Source organism: Pseudomonas sp. IT-P100 (assembly GCF_949767185.1).
Taxonomy (GTDB): Bacteria; Pseudomonadota; Gammaproteobacteria; order Pseudomonadales; family Pseudomonadaceae; genus Aquipseudomonas; species Aquipseudomonas fluorescens_B.
Map to the genome: position 1 here is coordinate 68,880 of NZ_CATKQK010000044.1, position 15,869 is coordinate 84,748.

Annotated in this window: 18 protein-coding genes, 1 tRNA gene and 1 pseudogene; 14 read left to right on the top strand and 6 right to left on the bottom strand. The window is 55.4% G+C overall.

Annotated elements, in window-relative coordinates:
- Positions 1–106 precede the first annotated feature (106 nt).
- The 6 genes from ACM6IQ_RS22555 (at position 107) to ACM6IQ_RS22580 (ending at position 5,067) form a co-directional block, all read left to right on the top strand.
- The gene (locus tag ACM6IQ_RS22555) at positions 107–397 is read left to right on the top strand and encodes a type II toxin-antitoxin system RelB/DinJ family antitoxin (protein ID WP_017335949.1); all 291 of its coding nucleotides are present in this window, start codon (positions 107–109) and stop codon (positions 395–397) included.
- Complete coding sequence (locus ACM6IQ_RS22560) at positions 363–677, top strand: type II toxin-antitoxin system YafQ family toxin (RefSeq protein WP_033037147.1); 315 nt, start codon at positions 363–365, stop codon at positions 675–677. The genes ACM6IQ_RS22555 and ACM6IQ_RS22560 overlap by 35 nt, the downstream gene beginning before the upstream one ends.
- A gap of 263 nt (positions 678–940) precedes the next feature.
- On the top strand, positions 941–1,954 hold the full coding sequence (locus ACM6IQ_RS22565; RefSeq protein ID WP_017335951.1) for a 2-keto-3-deoxygluconate permease: 1,014 nt from the start codon (positions 941–943) through the stop codon (positions 1,952–1,954).
- Positions 1,951–3,231, top strand: a complete 1,281-nt coding sequence (locus ACM6IQ_RS22570) for a four-carbon acid sugar kinase family protein (RefSeq protein WP_414879899.1) — start codon at positions 1,951–1,953, stop codon at positions 3,229–3,231. The genes ACM6IQ_RS22565 and ACM6IQ_RS22570 overlap by 4 nt, the downstream gene beginning before the upstream one ends.
- Before the next feature lie 5 nt (positions 3,232–3,236).
- Entirely contained in the window at positions 3,237–4,238 is a 1,002-nt protein-coding gene (pdxA, locus tag ACM6IQ_RS22575; protein WP_414879990.1) for a 4-hydroxythreonine-4-phosphate dehydrogenase PdxA, read from the top strand.
- 55 nt (positions 4,239–4,293) lie between these two features.
- Entirely contained in the window at positions 4,294–5,067 is a 774-nt protein-coding gene (locus tag ACM6IQ_RS22580) for a DeoR/GlpR family DNA-binding transcription regulator (protein ID WP_017335954.1), read from the top strand.
- Positions 5,068–5,381: 314 nt separating this feature from the next.
- On the opposite strand, the gene ACM6IQ_RS22585 is transcribed toward ACM6IQ_RS22580, so the two are convergent.
- Complete coding sequence (locus ACM6IQ_RS22585; RefSeq protein WP_017335958.1) at positions 5,382–5,663, bottom strand: DUF3077 domain-containing protein; 282 nt, start codon at positions 5,661–5,663, stop codon at positions 5,382–5,384.
- 490 nt (positions 5,664–6,153) lie between these two features.
- On the opposite strand from ACM6IQ_RS22585, the pseudogene ACM6IQ_RS22590 reads away from it, so the two are divergent.
- The 8 genes and pseudogenes from ACM6IQ_RS22590 to ACM6IQ_RS22625 all read left to right on the top strand — a co-directional run.
- Positions 6,154–6,354 (top strand): annotated as a pseudogene (locus ACM6IQ_RS22590) (transcriptional regulator); the annotation flags it as partial.
- Positions 6,344–6,628: a helix-turn-helix domain-containing protein gene (locus ACM6IQ_RS22595; protein WP_017335959.1), complete on the top strand. Its 285-nt coding sequence runs from the start codon at positions 6,344–6,346 to the stop codon at positions 6,626–6,628. The pseudogene ACM6IQ_RS22590 and the gene ACM6IQ_RS22595, both read left to right, overlap by 11 nt.
- A 211-nt stretch (positions 6,629–6,839) precedes the next feature.
- Complete coding sequence (locus tag ACM6IQ_RS22600; RefSeq protein WP_017335960.1) at positions 6,840–7,061, top strand: tautomerase family protein; 222 nt, start codon at positions 6,840–6,842, stop codon at positions 7,059–7,061.
- Positions 7,058–7,714 carry a DsbA family oxidoreductase gene (locus ACM6IQ_RS22605; RefSeq protein ID WP_017335961.1) on the top strand — a complete coding sequence of 219 codons (657 nt, stop codon included), beginning with the start codon at positions 7,058–7,060 and terminating at the stop codon, positions 7,712–7,714. The genes ACM6IQ_RS22600 and ACM6IQ_RS22605 overlap by 4 nt, the downstream gene beginning before the upstream one ends.
- A gap of 42 nt (positions 7,715–7,756) precedes the next feature.
- Positions 7,757–8,467 carry an SDR family NAD(P)-dependent oxidoreductase gene (locus ACM6IQ_RS22610; RefSeq protein WP_017335962.1) on the top strand — a complete coding sequence of 237 codons (711 nt, stop codon included), beginning with the start codon at positions 7,757–7,759 and terminating at the stop codon, positions 8,465–8,467.
- 67 nt (positions 8,468–8,534) lie between these two features.
- Positions 8,535–9,377, top strand: a complete 843-nt coding sequence (locus ACM6IQ_RS22615) for an oxidoreductase (RefSeq protein ID WP_414879900.1) — start codon at positions 8,535–8,537, stop codon at positions 9,375–9,377.
- Positions 9,378–9,758: 381 nt separating this feature from the next.
- Complete coding sequence (locus ACM6IQ_RS22620) at positions 9,759–10,601, top strand: hypothetical protein (RefSeq protein WP_223543275.1); 843 nt, start codon at positions 9,759–9,761, stop codon at positions 10,599–10,601.
- Positions 10,601–10,930 carry a hypothetical protein gene (locus ACM6IQ_RS22625; RefSeq protein WP_024778026.1) on the top strand — a complete coding sequence of 110 codons (330 nt, stop codon included), beginning with the start codon at positions 10,601–10,603 and terminating at the stop codon, positions 10,928–10,930. Before ACM6IQ_RS22620 ends, ACM6IQ_RS22625 begins: the two co-directional genes overlap by 1 nt.
- A 740-nt stretch (positions 10,931–11,670) precedes the next feature.
- Here ACM6IQ_RS22625 and ACM6IQ_RS22630 read toward each other — a convergent pair.
- From ACM6IQ_RS22630 to ACM6IQ_RS22650, 5 genes are all read right to left on the bottom strand, one after another.
- The gene (locus ACM6IQ_RS22630) at positions 11,671–12,165 is read right to left on the bottom strand and encodes a hypothetical protein (protein ID WP_024778028.1); all 495 of its coding nucleotides are present in this window, start codon (positions 12,163–12,165) and stop codon (positions 11,671–11,673) included.
- Between the two features lie 98 nt (positions 12,166–12,263).
- Positions 12,264–12,575: a hypothetical protein gene (locus tag ACM6IQ_RS22635; RefSeq protein ID WP_414879901.1), complete on the bottom strand. Its 312-nt coding sequence runs from the start codon at positions 12,573–12,575 to the stop codon at positions 12,264–12,266.
- Entirely contained in the window at positions 12,572–13,552 is a 981-nt protein-coding gene (locus tag ACM6IQ_RS22640) for an integrase domain-containing protein (RefSeq protein ID WP_414879902.1), read from the bottom strand. The genes ACM6IQ_RS22635 and ACM6IQ_RS22640 overlap by 4 nt, the downstream gene beginning before the upstream one ends.
- A gap of 581 nt (positions 13,553–14,133) precedes the next feature.
- A tRNA-Thr gene (locus ACM6IQ_RS22645) sits at positions 14,134–14,209 on the bottom strand.
- 130 nt (positions 14,210–14,339) lie between these two features.
- Positions 14,340–15,581: a nucleoside deaminase gene (locus tag ACM6IQ_RS22650; RefSeq protein ID WP_414879903.1), complete on the bottom strand. Its 1,242-nt coding sequence runs from the start codon at positions 15,579–15,581 to the stop codon at positions 14,340–14,342.
- Between the last annotated feature and the right edge of the window lie 288 nt (positions 15,582–15,869).

The following is a 15,869-nucleotide window of genomic DNA, read 5'->3' on the forward strand; positions in this document are numbered from 1 at the left end:
ACGGTGGAGCCGTCCATCACGCTGAAGTTGACCCTCAATAGCCTGCTCAACCAAAATGCTTGAGGTAGCGCCAATGTAGCTACAAATTAGAAATGAGGTCATTACCATGGGTGTATTGCTGAAAACCACCGACGTGCGTTGCCGCATTGATGAGGAATTGAAAGCGCGTGCTACTGAAGTCCTGAACGCTTGCGGCCTGAGCATCAGTGACGCCATGCGGCTTTTTCTTCGTCAGGTCGTAGCGACCCAGGGCCTCCCGTTTGAGGTACGCGTGCCTTCGGAAAAAACGGCCCGCGCCATGAGAGAAGCACGTGAGATTCGCCAGCGGTTCGACTCGATAGACGACATGCTGAGGGACGCTGATGGCGAAACCGGAGAAAAAGCAAAAGCGCGCTGAGCTGCCCAGGCAATGTGCACAAACGTCAGAATTCAAGAAGTCGTGGGACCGTTACAAGCGTGCCGGGCGCCGTGACATGAATGAAGTTCGCCAAGTGATGGTCATGCTGTTTCTGGGTGAACCGTTGCCACCGGAATACCTGGACCATGCCTTGATGGGTGATTGGGCTGGTTTTCGAGAGTGTCATATAGGCGGTGATTTCTTGATGATTTACGAGCACACACGCTCCGATTTCATCACATTTGTTGATCTAGGAAGTCATTCAGAGTTGTTCAAGTAGCGTCTGTAAAGAAAAGCCCCGACATGTTCGGGGCTTTTTTGTGAGCGCTGCAAGGCTCTGGACCGGTTCACAGGACGACTCGATTGACCTTTCCCAGCCAGGTTTTCCTATCCAAATGATCAAAACGATCATTTGAATGATTGGTTTGCGCATTCTATAGCGAGAGCTTAAGATAAATTTGACTGAATCAATCATTGCTTGATTGTTTCAGTCAGTTTCGAGGTGAAACACGTCTTACCCCACAATTATAAAAGGAGATCCTCGTGGCCCAATTCCCTATCAAGCGCACCATTGAACGCATCCCGGGCGGCATGATGATCGTGCCCCTGCTGATCGGTTCGCTGGTCGCCACCTTCATGCCTGACACGCCCAAGTTTTTCGGCTCATTCACCAATGCACTGTTCACCGGGGCGCTGCCTATCCTCGCGGTGTTCTATGTCTGCATGGGCGCGAGCATCAACATCAAAGCCACGCCTTACTTGCTCAAGAAGGGCGGCACGCTACTCATCACCAAAGTCGGCATCGCCGTGCTCATCGGCATTGTGCTCGGGCATTTTCTCGGCGAGCAGCCGATTTCGTCCGGCCTGTTCGCCGGCATCTCGACGCTGGCAGTGGTCGCCGCGATGAACGACACCAACGGTGGCTTGTACATGGCGCTGATGGGGCAGTACGGTCGGTCCGAAGACGTCGGTGCCTACTCGGTCATGTCCCTTGAGTCGGGGCCTTTTCTGACCATGGTCACCCTGGGCATCGCCGGTCTGTCGGCATTCCCGTGGCCGACGCTGGTGGGCAGCATCCTGCCGCTGGCGCTGGGCATGTTGTTGGGCAATCTCGACCGTGACATGCGCGACTTCCTGGCCAAGGCTGTCCCAGTGATGATCCCGTTCTTCGCGTTGGCGCTGGGGGCCAGCCTGGACCTGCACAACGTCTGGCAGGCCGGTTTGCTGGGTCTGGGCATGGGGGTTGCGGTGGTTGTGCTGACCGGTATTCCGTTGTTCTTCGCTGATCGTTTGACCGGTGGCACAGGCGTCGCCGGTGTTGCTGCGGCCACCACCGCCGGGAACGCTGCAGCCGTTCCTGCGCTGATCGCAGCGGCGAATCCCGTTTACGCCGAAGCCGCCAAGAGCGCGACCATATTGGTAGCGGCCTGCGTGGTGGTCACCGCGATCCTTGCGCCGATACTCACCGCCGCTGTTGCCAAGCGCGTGCAACAACGCAACGCCGTCGTCATCCCTGAGCAGGAGATCGAACCTCAAAAGCAGGAGGCCCTGCGATGAGGATTCTGATCATCGCGGATGATCTGTCCGGTGCGGCGGATTGCGCCATCGGTTTTGCGAGCGTCGGGCTGCAAACGGTGGTTACGCTCGATCCCTTGAACGACAAGGCCGATGCTCAGGTGATTGCCGCCGACACAGACACTCGGCGCCTGTCACCGGGTAGAGCCGCCGAGCGCACCGTTGCGGCATTCAAGGCACTGCATCAGCCTGGGCAGCGGCTGTACAAGAAAATCGATTCGACCCTGCGCGGCAACTGGGCGGCGGAGGTCGCCGCCCTGCAACCCTTGGCCGGACTGGCCATCGTCGCCCCGGCGTTCCCCGCTACAGGTCGCACGTTGCGCGGCGGGCGGGTGTTCGTGAACGGCCAGCCGCTGGAAACCACCGACACCTGGAAACTCGAAAACGCCGATCGCCCGGCTGACGTCGAAGCCATGCTCATCGCCGCCGGCCTGAGCACCGCGAAGCTGGACCTCGACACCTTGCGCGGCAACGAAAAGGCGCTCGCGCACCACATCGCCGAAGTCGCCCGCAGCGGCACCCAGGCGTTGATCGTCGATGCGCAAACCGAAGACGATCTGCTGACCCTCGCTCGCCTGACCGCGTCGATGGATCAGCCGTTGTTCTGGATCGGCTCGGGCGGCCTGGCGCGGGAAATCGCCAGCCTTTCTGACTTCTCCGAAGCGCGGTTCACAACCCTCGAACCGACCGCGCAGGAAAAAAGCCAGGCATCCATTCTGATCCTCGTCGGCAGCCTGTCCGGCGTTTGCGAGCGGCAATGCGCGTTGCTCAAGGAGCGTGGGGGCGTCAGCGAACTGGTCGTCCCGCCCGAGGTCCTTCGCCAAGGCACAACCCATGGCGACTGGGCGTTGTGGCAAGCGCGGATCGGCGAGCAACTGGACGGCTGGAGCGACCTGCTGCTGCGCATCGGCCGCGATGAAGCGTTCGATCCGCAGGAAGGCGCGCAACTCTCGAACATGCTGGCCGTATTGGTAGAACCACACTTCGCCAAGGTCGGCGGCCTGATCGCCACGGGCGGCGAGACCGCACGGGCCATACTGACCACCGTCGGCATCGACAGCCTGCAACTACTCACCGAAATCGAAGCCGGCGTCGCCTTTGCCCGCCCGACCGTTTCCCGGCAGGGCCATCGCCCCGGCATTGTGACCAAGGCCGGCGCATTCGGCACCGATAACGCCTTGTATGCGGCATGGCAACACCTGAGCGACAGCGCCGATCGCTCCCCGCCCCAACGCACACGAATCCAAGGACTCGAATGAACATCATGAGCAACTACCTGCCCGTCATCGGTATCACCATGGGCGACGCCTCGGGTGTCGGTCCGGAAATCATCGTCAAGAGCCTGACTCACGACATCGTCTACCAACAATGCCGGCCACTGGTGATTGGTGATGCCCGTCGCCTCGAACAGGCCAATGTCATCGTTGGTGGCAGCGCCAAAGTGCGCCGTATCAAGGACGCCTCTGAGGCGCGTTACGAGGCCGGCGTCATCGACTGCATCGACCTCGACCTGATCCCCGAGGACCTGCCGTTCGGCGAACTGTCGGCCATCGCCGGTGACGCTGCCTATCAATACATTGCCCGCGCCGTGCAACTGGCCGAAGCCAGCCAGATTGATGCCATTTGTACCGCACCATTGAACAAGGAAGCGCTGCACGCCGGCGGCCATAAATACCCCGGCCACACCGAAATGCTCGCGCACCTGACCAACGTCGACGAAGTGTCGATGATGTTGGTGGCGCCGCAGTTGCGGGTGATCCACGTCACGACCCACATCGGCATCATCGACGCGATCCGCAAGATCGAGCCGGGCCTGGTCCAGCGCACCATCGAGCGCGGCAACGCGACACTGATCAAGGCCGGCATTGCCCGTCCACGAATCGGCGTGTGCGGGATCAACCCGCATGCCGGTGAAAATGGCCTGTTCGGTTACGGCGAAGAGGAAGAAAAAATCATCCCGGCGGTGAAGCTGTTGCAGGAACGCGGCCTCGACGTCACCGGTCCGCTGCCGGCCGACACGCTGTTCTTCCGCGCTGGCCGCGGCGACTTCGATCTGGTGGTCGCGATGTATCACGACCAGGGTCACGGCCCGGTCAAAGTGCTCGGTCTTGAAGCCGGCGTGAACGTCACCGTCGGCCTGGACGTGATCCGCACCTCGGTCGACCACGGCACCGCGTTCGACATCGCCGGCAAAGGCATCGCCGATGAACGCAGCCTGCTCGAAGCGCTGCGCCAGGGTGCAGAGCTGGCCACGCGACGGGGATGAGCCGCACGGGCGCTGTCGTGTAAGATCGACCACCGTCCACCACGCGAGACCCGCCATGAAAGCCTCCGAACGCCACCGCGCCATCCTCGACCTCGTACGCATTGGCGATGCCAACGTCGAGCAATTGAGCGCGGCGCTCGGGGTTTCGGAAGCCACGGTGCGACGCGACCTCACCATGCTCGCCAAACAGCGACACCTGGTGCGCACCTATGGCGGCGCCACCTCCGTGGTCGGCGTTCATGAGCCGGAAGCTTCCCTCGAAGAACGCAAAACCAGCCAGTGGGAACAGAAGGACGCCATCGCCCAAGCGGCTGCGGCCCACGTCCAGGACGGCGATACCGTGCTGCTCGACGGCGGCACCACCTGCGCCGCGCTGGCCCATCATTTGTGCTCGCGACAAGACGTGCACGTGGTCACCAATAACCTGCTGGCCGTGATGACCCTCGCCAACGCGCCGGGTATTCGCCTGACCTTGATCGGCGGCGATTTGCGCGGTTCGAGCATGAGCACGCTGGGGCCGTTGGCCGAGCTGACGTTGAGCCGGTTGAGTGTCGACAAAGCCTTCCTCGGTGCGGACGGCGTGGTCGCGGAATTTGGATTGTGCGAGGCGAGTGCGCAGCAAGCGTATCTCAAGGAGTGCATCATCAAACGGGCGGCGCAAATTGTCGTCCTTGCCGACACCGATAAACTCGGCCGCGCCCGTCAGCAACACTGGACGCCGATTGAGCGGGAGTGGCGGTTGATCACCGGTGCCACCGCCGATGAAGCGGCACTCGCACCGTTCCATGCCCTCAAGCAAATCACCGTGGAAACCGTGACCATCGAATAATTGCACCCCCTGTGGCGAGCGAGCTTGCTCGAGCTGGGTCGCGTAGCGGCCCCAAAAAATCTCACAAGCAACGCCGTTTTTTTTGCACTCAAGGCGGCAGCAACCTCCCTCTCTACAAGGCTCATGTCGCAGAAATCCAATTTCGGCGACACGTTCCTCCAACATGTCGTTCGCAGCGACACGTTCTCAAGACGTGTCGCAAAAAGTGAAAAATTGCGACACGTTATGGCCTCATACGCTGCGAAGCGGACGCATTGAATGCAAAAAGCCCCGATTGATTCGGGGCTTTTTATGCGTGCGATTTAGAGACAACGTCACTGGCTGCAGTTGCTACCCGGCGCATCAAGCACCTTCGCCACATCATCAATGATTGCCTTGCTCATATCCTGTAAAAAATGCGACGCCCAAGCATGCCGGTCGGAATCGCGAATCATGGCTGCGTCTGATGCCAGCAATTTGGAGATGTGGAGCAGATCTGATGCGTGGTGAAGCGCTCGGATGATCGGGACATCCCGATTGATTCGGAATAGAGGTTGGTTGTCGTGATAGGAGAAGGGAGTCAGGCCAATGGTTTTTAGATCTTGAGGGTTGGTCATTGGGCACCTCCGTTTTTTGGGCGGCGGTGGGTGGTGACCAGTGAAGCAGTAGCGCAAATTTTAGACGGATCGATAGCGGGCATTAGCAAAAACTCCTGAGTCAAAGTTAGAGCTACCACGTTCGTTCTCAGGCGAATGGGTGGCAGCTATGCGCGGGCTGAGAAACCGGAGATACAGGAACCCGGCAGACCCGAAGGTCTCCCACGCACAGCCGCCATTACACGGAAAGGCAGACACAAAAAAGCGCCGGCAATCGTGATTTGGGGCGCTTGTGCGCCTGTATCTTACTTGGGTTCTCAGGCCCGGTCGCTGAATTGGCAGCGACGGGTTGAAGGTAACTTGAGGGCTGCGGATGCGCAATCGTGGCTAGGTGGTGGCGTGGGTGGAAAATTTCAGGGCAGAGATCAGACGATCGAGCATTGCTCGGCTGTACGGCAAAGCCGTACAGTCGGGCTCATTTTCACGATTATCGAAACCGAAATTTTCAAGCGTTCCTGGCAGCGTTGGTATGCGCAAGGTTCGTTGGTCCCATAGCGGGATGGGCAAACGAGGTGGTACACGTTTTATTTACTACAACACGCTTTCAGAAGGCTCTATCTGGTTGCGTATCGCCTATACCAAGGCGAAATTCGACAATTTACCCGCAGCCTTCCTTAAGCAACTGAAGGAGGAAATCAGCAATGGTCAATGAACTGGAGCAATTCCAGCAGGACTTGCTGGACTCTGTACGTCAAATGAAAGCCGGCAAAGCGGCTCGCGTGACAGAGGTGCCGCTGTCAGCAGCTGCTGAAGCGCGTGCCAAAGTGGGTATTTCTCAAAGTGCGTTCGCTAAACTGATTGGAGTCAGTTTGCGAACGTTGCAGGATTGGGAGCAAGGGCGTCGGCAACCGACGGGTGCGGCGCAAACGCTGCTGCGTGTTGCGAGTCAGCATCCTGAGGCTTTGCGTGACCTGCAAGCAGTCTAGGACTAGGGAAAGGCCAGATTTGTTTCACGTAACCAATCTGGCCATTTAAAGATCACTGTTCCATTTTTTCAGCGCATATCTCGAGCTAGTCATTACACCACGTAACGAATGATGTTCCCGCCCCCACCTTTATCCCCACCCCCCAAACTCCTACATTGAGCTCCAACACCTACCCATCATCCCGATGAGCAGGTCACTGGAGATCTTCCTCATGCCTTTCGTAAGCGTACGCATTACCCGCGATGGCGTTACCTCTGAGCAGAAAGCTCAGGTGATCGCTGAAATCACTGAAACACTGCAACGCGTCCTCAAGAAAGACCCGCACCTGACCCACATCGTGATCGAAGAAGTCGACACCGATAACTGGGGTTACGCCGGCATCACCACCACCCAGTACCGCAAGCAACTGGCTGAGAAGGAGGGCAAGTCGTGACTGCATCCGTCTCCATCGATTTCATTTCCGACGTGGTGTGCCCTTGGTGTGCATTGGGCGCGACGGCGTTAGAGCAGGCAATTGCGAACGTGGCCGGTGAAGTCTCGGTAGAGCTGACCTACAAGCCCTTCGAGTTGAACCCCAACATGCCGCCGGAAGGCGAGAAAGCCGTCGAGCACTTGATGCGCAAATACGGCCGCACCGCCCAAGACGTCGCCGCCGGTAAAGCCATGCAGATCGAACGCGGCAAGGCCATCGGTTTCACCTTCGATCTGGAGAAGCGCAGCCACTTCTACAACACGTTTGATGCGCATCGGTTGCTGTTGTGGGCGTTGCAGGAAGGGCGGCAGGTTGCACTGAAAAAGATCCTGCTACGCGCTTACTTCACCGACGGCCAGAACCCGAGCGATCGCGAGACGCTGGTTCGTTTGGCAGCAGAAGCGGGACTGGATGCGGCAGCGGCTCAAGACGTGTTGGCGTCCGGCGCGTTCGCCAAAGAAGTGCGTGAACTTGAAGCGTTTTACCAGCAACACGGCATCAACTCGGTTCCGGCCATGGTGCTTAACGGTCGTCACCTGGTGTCGGGTTCACAGTCGGTCGAGTACTACGAGCAGATGTTGAGACAAATGGCGAAGGAACCCGCCGAAGCCTGATTCATTACTTTTTAAACCATTATTTATCAGTAGAGGTTCATCATGAGCAATTCGAAAAAAGTCATCGTTATCACTGGCGCCTCCCAAGGTCTCGGCGCAGGCATGGTCAAGGCATTCCGTGATCTGGATTACAAAGTTGTCGCCACTTCGCGTTCGATCAAGCCATCCACCGATCCGGACATCCTCACTGTGGCCGGCGACATCGGCAACCCGGAAGTCGCTCAAAAAGTCATCCGTGAAGCCATCGCACGTTTCGGCCGCGTCGACACCCTGATCAACAACGCCGGTATCTTCGTCGCCAAACCGTTCACCCAGTACACCGCTGAAGACTACGCCAATGTGCTGTCGGTGAACCTGAACGGCTTCTTCTACATCACCCAACTCGCCATCAACGAGATGGAAAAACAAGGCAGCGGCCACGTCGTCAACATCACCACCAGCCTGGTCGATCACGCCATCGACGGCGTGCCATCGGTACTGGCTTCGCTGACCAAAGGTGGCCTGAACGCGGCGACCAAATCCCTGGCCATCGAATACGCCAAGCGCGGGATTCGGGTGAACGCGGTTTCCCCAGGCATCATCAAAACCCCGATGCACGGCGAAGAAACCCACGCAGCACTGGGCGCTCTGCACCCGGTCGGCCACATGGGCGAAATCAGCGACATCGCGCAGGCCGTTGTGTACCTGGACAGCGCCAACTTTGTGACTGGCGAAATCCTGCACGTGGATGGTGGGCAGAGCGCCGGTCACTAAGACCTGACCTGACTGTCCGCAGCGCCGTCGATCACGATCGACGGCGTTTTCATTTGGAGAGCGCACCATGAACACCCACGTCCACAAGGTTTTCCTGATTACCGGGGTCAGCTCAGGCTTCGGCCTGGCCTTTTCGCAAGCAGCGCTGGCGGCGGGGCATACGGTGGTCGGCACGGTGCGGCGCGAATCCGAACGTGCAGCGTTCGAGGCGCTGGACGCCCACCGCGCCAGGGCAATCGTGCTCGACGTCACCGATTACCCGGCAATTGATCCGTTGGTGGCCGAAATCCTGCGCGAAGTAGGCCGGATCGACGTGCTGGTGAACAACGCCGGTTATGGCCATGAGGGGATTCTCGAAGAGTCGCCGTTGGCGGAAATGCAGCGCCAGTTCGACGTTAACGTGTTTGGCGCGGTCGCGATGATCAAGGCGGTTCTACCCGGCATGCGTGAGCAACGCAGCGGGCACATCGTCAACATCACCTCCATGGCCGGCTTCATCACCTTGCCGGGCATCGCCTATTACAGCGGCAGCAAATTCGCCCTTGAAGGCGTCAGTGAAGCACTGGCCAAAGAAGTGGAAAGCCTGGGTATCCACGTGACGGCCATGGCACCGGGCTCGTTTCGTACTGAGTGGGCGGGGCGCTCGATGATTCGGTCGGGCCGCGCTTTTAGTGAGTACGACGCGGTGTTCGATCCGGTCCGCAAGGCGCGTGAAGAGAAGAGTGGTAAGCAGGCGGGGGATCCGCACAAGGCAGCGCAGGCATTGTTGACCCTGGTGGCGGCGGAGAAACCGCCGGTTCATTTGTTATTGGGTAAGGATGCGGTGAGGTTGGTGCGGGAGAAGATTGCGCGGCTTGAGGCGGAGATTGATGCTTGGGAGGGGCTTTCTGAGTCGACGGAGTTTGACTGACCGAACACTCTTGTCGCATAAAAGATCAAACGGCAGAAACAACAAAGCCCTCGTATTTCTACGAGGGCTTTGTTTTGTATGGTGCGGCACCAGGAGTCGAATTGGATATTAATCTATTGATTTATAGGGATTATTTTTTCTGTAATGTGATTTCTATCTCTACTGATACCCTTGTGATGCAAAATGCCGATGCAGGTACGTAGGGAAATAGTAAAGTTATTTTGGATATTTGGGCACGTCAGACTGTAAGTCTAAAACTCTCGGGTTGATAATTGACTGTGTCTAGCAAGTGTTGCAGGCTTATATGATTATAGTTTACGATTGATGGCAGAAATTGATTTTGGTGATCAGTTGATACTTTATTTTTAATGGATTAAAAGGATGTTGAAAACAGTTGTGTGTTTTCTCGGTCGTCTGAGAATTATCTCTAGTTTTATTTGGCTGGGATGGCTACTTCTTTTAAATTTCAGTGCTGCAGCATGTGATATGCAGGTTTTAAGTTTGCAACAACCTGCGCTGAAGTTTGATCGAGCAATCATCGGCTATCATGATCCTAGTTCTACGGTTGTGGACGATGATTTTACGTATGGATTGGAAGAAATCACCCCAATCCTACGGCCAAATCCTACGGGGTATATTGATCAAAAGGAGACGGATATCCATTCGGATTCTTGGTGGTCTAGTTTGAGCCCAGTAGATTTTTTGATATGGGTGCCTCTGATTGCCTTAATTGTTACTAACTTCGTGTCAATTTATAACCTCAGAGAAGCATCCAAGGCAGCCATAAAGAAAGAACTTGCAGTTGATTCGTATAAACATATTAAAAATCAGCTATCCGAATTCTATGACCCGCTAAATGCGTTGGTTAGTACTAATTATGATATGTTTCAGTCGCTAGGGCCTAAAACATTTCCCGAAGATTTTTATAAAGGGGGAGAGGCTGCTGAGCTTTGGGATGATATAGTCAATGAAGTCATTTTGCCTAATAATGAATCGATAGTAGAAATTATAAAAACAAAATCTTATCTAATTGATCCGTCGGATGATCTTGATAACTATTTTTATTATGTAAAGCATGCTCAGTCTTATATGCTTTTTAGAAAACAGGCCAACAGCCTGCATGGAAAGTTTCCCTACCCGAAGGAATTACTTGGTAACATAGTTAAAGTGCGCAGTTTGGTAATAAGTAAACTTAAGAACAAGGAAAAGGAGCTCAGTGCATAATGGGTGTTCAATGGTTGAAGGCACAGATTGAGAATCACGATAGGATTATATCAACCTCGTTTCCGGGAGGAAGGTGTCTAAAAATCGAATATAGGTTGGAAAGTGGTGGTTCGGCCGAGGAGATTGTTTATATTCCCGACGGGCAAGAGTATTTGATCGGGGATGATGTCATTGACCGAGTTGCCGGCCTCGGGGTTACATTAATCGTGCCTTCACATTTCAGCAAGGTTACTGGTGCAGCTAAAATGTACGGTCGAACGAGGAATATTAGAGTTTTAGATAATATGAAGCAGTTTTTTGCAATTCTACACGCCGGAGACTCCTATTAAACGTAGTGATGTGTATAGGCTTTGGTTGCGAGACAAATATCAGTCAGACGTGAAGGCCATTAAGTTGGCCTTTATCTTTGGTAGTGTTGCTCGACACGACGGAGTTTATGGCGACTGTGATTTAATGATCTGCAGTTATGAAGGCCCCGGTACCCGTGCGTGGACTAGCTTGAGGGGCTGCAATGATATAAATAAAGAGAAGTTTGAGTCGTTGTTTGGTATTAAACTCTCGGTATTGCTGCTGACTCAGCAGGAGTATGAAGAAGATATTGATATTTTAAATAGAATAAAAATAGCGCCTAGGGTTAATGTGTACTAATTTTGTCTGCCCTTATTGAACGTTGGATTTATTTATTCCTCAGGGCATCTTGGGCATAAGTAAATCAGCTTGATTTCTGTCGTCCGAAAAAACATCCAGAGATCGGAGAAAAAAAACGGGGACAGACCACGATTAATTTGGCGTCTGCATATTCATTTAAGCTAGGAATCGTGGTCTGTCCTCGAATTACGAGTCGTTTCTGGCGCGGAAAGTGTGCCGGCTGAATGATCCGTGGAGTTAGCTATGGCCTGGCCGTTGGCCTCCGCGGGGTTCGAATGTTAGCGTTGACAAGTCAACGCTAACGCCCATCACTTTTTTGCTGCAATCGTGGGCCGATAAAGCTAAAGAAGGTAGTCAAAATAACGCTACACGTGTTCTGCAAGGACATTCCGTGTATCGGTGATTGCGGTGCCGAGTGGTGTCAGTACTGCTCTGGTACGCTTCTCGCGTGTATTGCCATCTTCAAAAATTTGGCAAGTTCACGCTCGATAACGTCCTTATTTAGGGAGGGTAGTCCAAAATCAGTACGGTCGGTCCCGTGTTTCCCGGGACGCTGATCGTAATAGCTTACATATTCTACTTTCTGAGAGGTGATCATTCCGTTGATTGAGAACACTACCTGGGCACTTCTATTTGTTCCAAAAACCGCCCCTTTCTCTGGGATCAAACGTAAGGAAACATAAATAGTTTCCTCTCTACTGCGAATTTCCTCTACCTCAGCCGGGAAGCCATATTTTTTTGCATCTGCGACAAACTCCGCGAAGATCGGTTCTACAACACTCGATACCGTTGCGTTGAACTTTTCTACGAAATCATTTTGTGCTGCTTGCTTGAGCGCCTGCGCATCTGCAATGCGCGCTTCCATCTCTGCTTTTTTCTTATCGTGCTCTTGGATTACGCTATCGAAAATTGACAAAGCTACATCTCCATTAAGTGTTTTTTACCCTATGTCAATGCTGGCCCAATGACCTCAATCAGGTCAATCTAAATCGATCTGTGGTGGTCAAGTGCACCTCACCTGAGGTTCGCGATGGATACGAATTTTTCACCTAGTACTTTGAATTTCCAGGATTTTCCTAAGCGACGAATGAGAAGATTCACTGTCAGCAGATAGTAATAGCGCGTTGACTTGGAGCGATGATTCATATGGTGATTTAAAAACCAGTCGAGATGCTTTTGCTGCCAGGTCCATGGGTTATCTCGGTGCCAGCGTTTAGAAATAGCTACTTGGATGGCCTTTGATTGGCGTAGGTGACGATTGCGTGTGGCGTTAGAACCGGTCAGAACCCCTAGGAGAAAATGCTCCATGTTGAATGGCTTATTCATCCTTGACCACCGATGTACGCCGATACTACGCCGATACGACCGTGCCCCAATTCATAGCTGATTTGTGAGCGTGCCTCTCGATCAAGCCCTGGATCAAGTTGGCTGCACCTGCTGTCGTTGATGGGCGCTAAATGATTGGTAATCTGCTCGTAGCGTTCGCATGCATAGGCTGCGCGCAGTTCGTGGAAGCCTTTTAGGTTCTGGGTGTGAAGAACATCTCGTGCTGGGCGTGCGGCATCTCGCTGGAAATCCATATAGCTTTCGTTCGGCGCAAGCAGGTTTCGGCTGCCATCGGGTGAGACCTTTTCGGCATGCCTGAGAGCTTCATGGATATTCTCATCCACCTTGATCCAACGAGGAGCTGACGCACCCGAACGGCCACCTTTGGTCCCATTCTGGATGTTGATCTTGCCGTAGTGTTCGGCCTCACGCTTCAGGCGTGGAATGTCGGCCAAAATGGCCTCGCGCAAGCGCATCCCATTTGCGCGTGCCAACAGTGCAATGGCCGCCGCGCGCGCGAGTTGGTGCTCGCAAAGCGCATCGACGATTCGCTTTATTTGCTCGCGATCCTGACCTTGGGAAACTGCTGTGCGAGTGTGGGAGCGTTGCATTCCCAATGCTTTGCTTGGACTTGGCACTTTCACATATTGATCACCGCGCAGCGCGGCCATGGTCCGGTTCACACTGGATAATCGGTTTTGCGCGGTCGCGATGGCCAACTCACCATCTTCAACTTGCTGGCGCAGATGTCCGGCGTAGTCCAGCAAGGTCTGCCGATCAATCTGCCGCGCATCGTTAAACCCTGGCCCATCCTCCGACCGGCACCAGCGTACAAACGCCTGCCAACGATCACTGTGCGCCTTGACCGTCCCGTAATGTCCGCCGCCAAATAGATCGCGCAACGCCTGTGGCCCGGCATAACTCAATTGCCGGCCATAGCCGAAATTGCGCCCATCTCGCCTACCGACCAATGCCATGACCGAACTCCTCTCGAAGCCAAACCGTTAAAACCTTCCCCCACGTCATCCCGCCACGAATGTTGAGTGTTATCAGGGATCAAGGCCCCTGCGACCTGTGAGGGTTGTCCACTAACGCGGGACTGGCGGCTCTTTACGACCGGGAGCTGGGGCATCTCATGATCTGGTCTCCTGAACACTTCCGAAGAAGTGGGCGGGTGGAGGCTGCACTGGCTGACGAGACCAATGCCGCGAGAACCTGAGTCGGGTGAAGGCAGTGAGGCGATGACCGGGGCATGCCTGACTGTCAGTCAGGTGCAGTCCATTCCGTGGGCTGCGGCACCATCATCTGCATCGCTGCTGCTGGTGACTTCGGTGTTTGTCACGCCGATTGTCACGAGGGGGAATGCCGCAAAGCCTTTTACGAGTTGGGCTGCAGCAGCGGTAGGAGCGCCCGTCTCTTTCCGGAAGAAACAGACGGGCGCAGGTCGGCGCAATGAAATGGCCAAGCGCGGGGTGGCAGAGCGCGGGTCACTAAGACCGGTTCTCTAAACCCCAGAAACAACAAAGCCCTCGTATTTCTACGAGGGCTTTGTTTTGTATGGTGCCGGCACCAGGAGTCGAACCCGGGACCTACTGATTACAAGTCAGTTGCTCTACCAACTGAGCTATACCGGCGTGTTAGGGCGACGATTATAGCGATTGGGTTGGTTCTGTAAACCCCTGAATTCAGACTATTTTTGCGCAGGCGTAAGACCAGCCCCGCAGACGCTTCTGCGGGGCTGGAACGGGTGGATGTTTTAACGCCTTACACGCCGTTTTTGACCGCGTTGATCAAGTCCTGACTCAGCACCTGCGCGGGCGCCACTTGCACGCTTTGCGTATAGAACGGCGGCAGGTTCTGAGCCAGTGTCGACAACGCTTGCGGGGTGGTATTGCCCGGCAGCAGCACGTATTGCAGGTTGGACGGATAGCTCTGCGGCACGGGGCCTTCCATGGTCGAACCGTAGGCGCCGAAGGTCATCACGGCCTGCGGCGTTGTCGGGTCTGGGGCGTAGAGGAAGACGAAGGTGCCGTACTTCGGATGGGTCAGGTATTGCGCGGCTTCGGCGCGTACGGCCGGGTCGGGGTCGTTCATCAGGGTCCAGCGCATGACGGCGTAGCCGCGGGTCGTTTCCATGAACGCTGTACGAATCGGCGACTGGTTCTCGACACCGCCCATACACACCAGCAGGTTGCCGAATGGATCGATCAGCGCCACCGAGTTGAACACCGTGCTTTGTTGCGCGGTTTTCAGCAGGGGAGGCGCGAGCTCGGCGCCGGGATCGCGCGGGTTCGACGATTGCACGGTCAGGGCAAACGGGCTGAGCGCCGTGAGTGCCTGGCGCACTTTGCTGTTGGCCGGCAGGGTGGCCGGGTTTTTCAATTGATCCGGCGGCAGGCCACTGTTGTTACTGGCATCGCGCACGGTGTTGACGCTGGCGGAGAAGATCGAACTGCAGAGGAAGTACGCTGCCGAATCGATCGTCTGGTTGGCAAAAACAGGACTGTTCGAGCCCTGATAGGCGCGGCTGACCGGCGCTGCAATCGCGTAATAGCCCCACGTATTCTGCGCTTGCTGACGGATTTGCGGCGGCAGCGACGGAAAGTTGAACAGGCTGTTGTAGTTGATGCCCGCGTAGTCATCGATCGCACTGACTGCGACGTTGAATCCTGCGGTCAGCAGCGAGCCGGCGCACATGGCGCACGGGTCGAGCGTGGTGACAACGGTCAGTTGATTGGGCGGCGGCAGGTTCAGTGGCGCAACGTTTTCGTAGTACCAATCCACCAACTGTCGCTCTCCGTGGGCGGTCGGGTCATGGGGTAGAAAGTAAGTCGTGCCGCTGCCGGGAAAAGGCATCAGCACGTTGTTGTGCATTGCGGCGATGACCTCGCCCGTTGCGTTGTTGATGATGGCGCCGCCCACTGCGAAGGTTTGCTGCAGCGCAGCGTAAATGGCTTCGTTGGCGACGGTATCGACGGCTTCCTGCGCACTGTTCAATGTGCTCATGTTTTCCCAGCTCCTTGCTGTCCCTGACGCCAGAGAATTCTGGCGCATGGCAAAGATAGTCGAGGATTTCAGGAGCGTTTATGTTCTTTTGGCTTAATGCTTATGCACAACGGCGCCTTCGATGCACGTGGTTAAGATCGAAAATGTGGATCCATTCGCATTTTCTCGCAAATGCCTGTTTTTCCGGTTTTTTATTCGAGTGTACGAAAATTGAACAGTTTGGTTTCAGCCCTGAAACAGCCGTGGATATTGGATCCACGATATTTCATCAACAGAGTTATCCACAGG